2 protein-coding genes are annotated in these 584 nt (G+C 47.6%); both read right to left on the bottom strand.

The window, feature by feature from the left end; all coding sequences use genetic code 11:
• Window positions 1-174 (bottom strand): lipocalin family protein (locus K5E19_RS23495; protein WP_221553336.1); only part of this gene is annotated, 174 nt, incomplete at its 3' end.
• A 174-nt stretch (window positions 175-348) separates the two neighbouring features.
• Window positions 349-584: ArsC/Spx/MgsR family protein (locus K5E19_RS23490; protein ID WP_311775529.1), on the bottom strand; the 236-nt coding region annotated here is incomplete at its 5' end.

The following is a 584-nucleotide window of genomic DNA, read 5'->3' as shown; positions in this document are numbered from 1 at the left end:
TTCCATCCCTTTTTCAAAGCGGTGTTCCAGGCGCGCGATTTCATACCATTTACCGAGGTAACGGCTGGCGTTAAAGTCGCTGACAGGCTTCACGCCCTTTGGTGGGGTTGGTGATTTACATGCAACCAGCGTGAGCGCCACAGCGATACTCGTCATCACAGGCCATAGTTTCATGCGAACTCCTTTCTTTTTAGTAACCGGGAGTTAAGTGTAGTGTAAACAACAGGTCAGAATGATTATCACAAAAAAATTGAGTATTTCCTGATAAGACGGCTGACGGTGAAAAGCGAAGGTTGCTCAGGTTATTCTGTACGGGCCTGAAAAACTGAGCGCTTCCTTGAACAGTCGTTATTTCTTGATCTGTTTTCCGTGTTCATCCACAACTGGTTCACCATCTTCTTTCGTGAACGCACCGCGCTGCTCTTCCGTCAAAATATCCAGCACCACCTCTGATGGCCTGCATAAACGCGTCCCAATAGGGGTAACGACAATGGGCCGGTTGATGAGAATAGGGTGCTGTAACATGAAATCAATCAACTGGTCATCGCTGAAAGAGTCGTCTGCCAACCCTAATTGGTCATAGG

The sequence above is a fragment of the Enterobacter sp. RIT637 genome (genome assembly GCF_019718755.1).
GTDB lineage: Bacteria > Pseudomonadota > Gammaproteobacteria > Enterobacterales > Enterobacteriaceae > Enterobacter.
The sequence above is the reverse complement of the archived record's forward strand: the minus strand, read 5'-3'. Positions and strand labels throughout refer to the sequence as shown.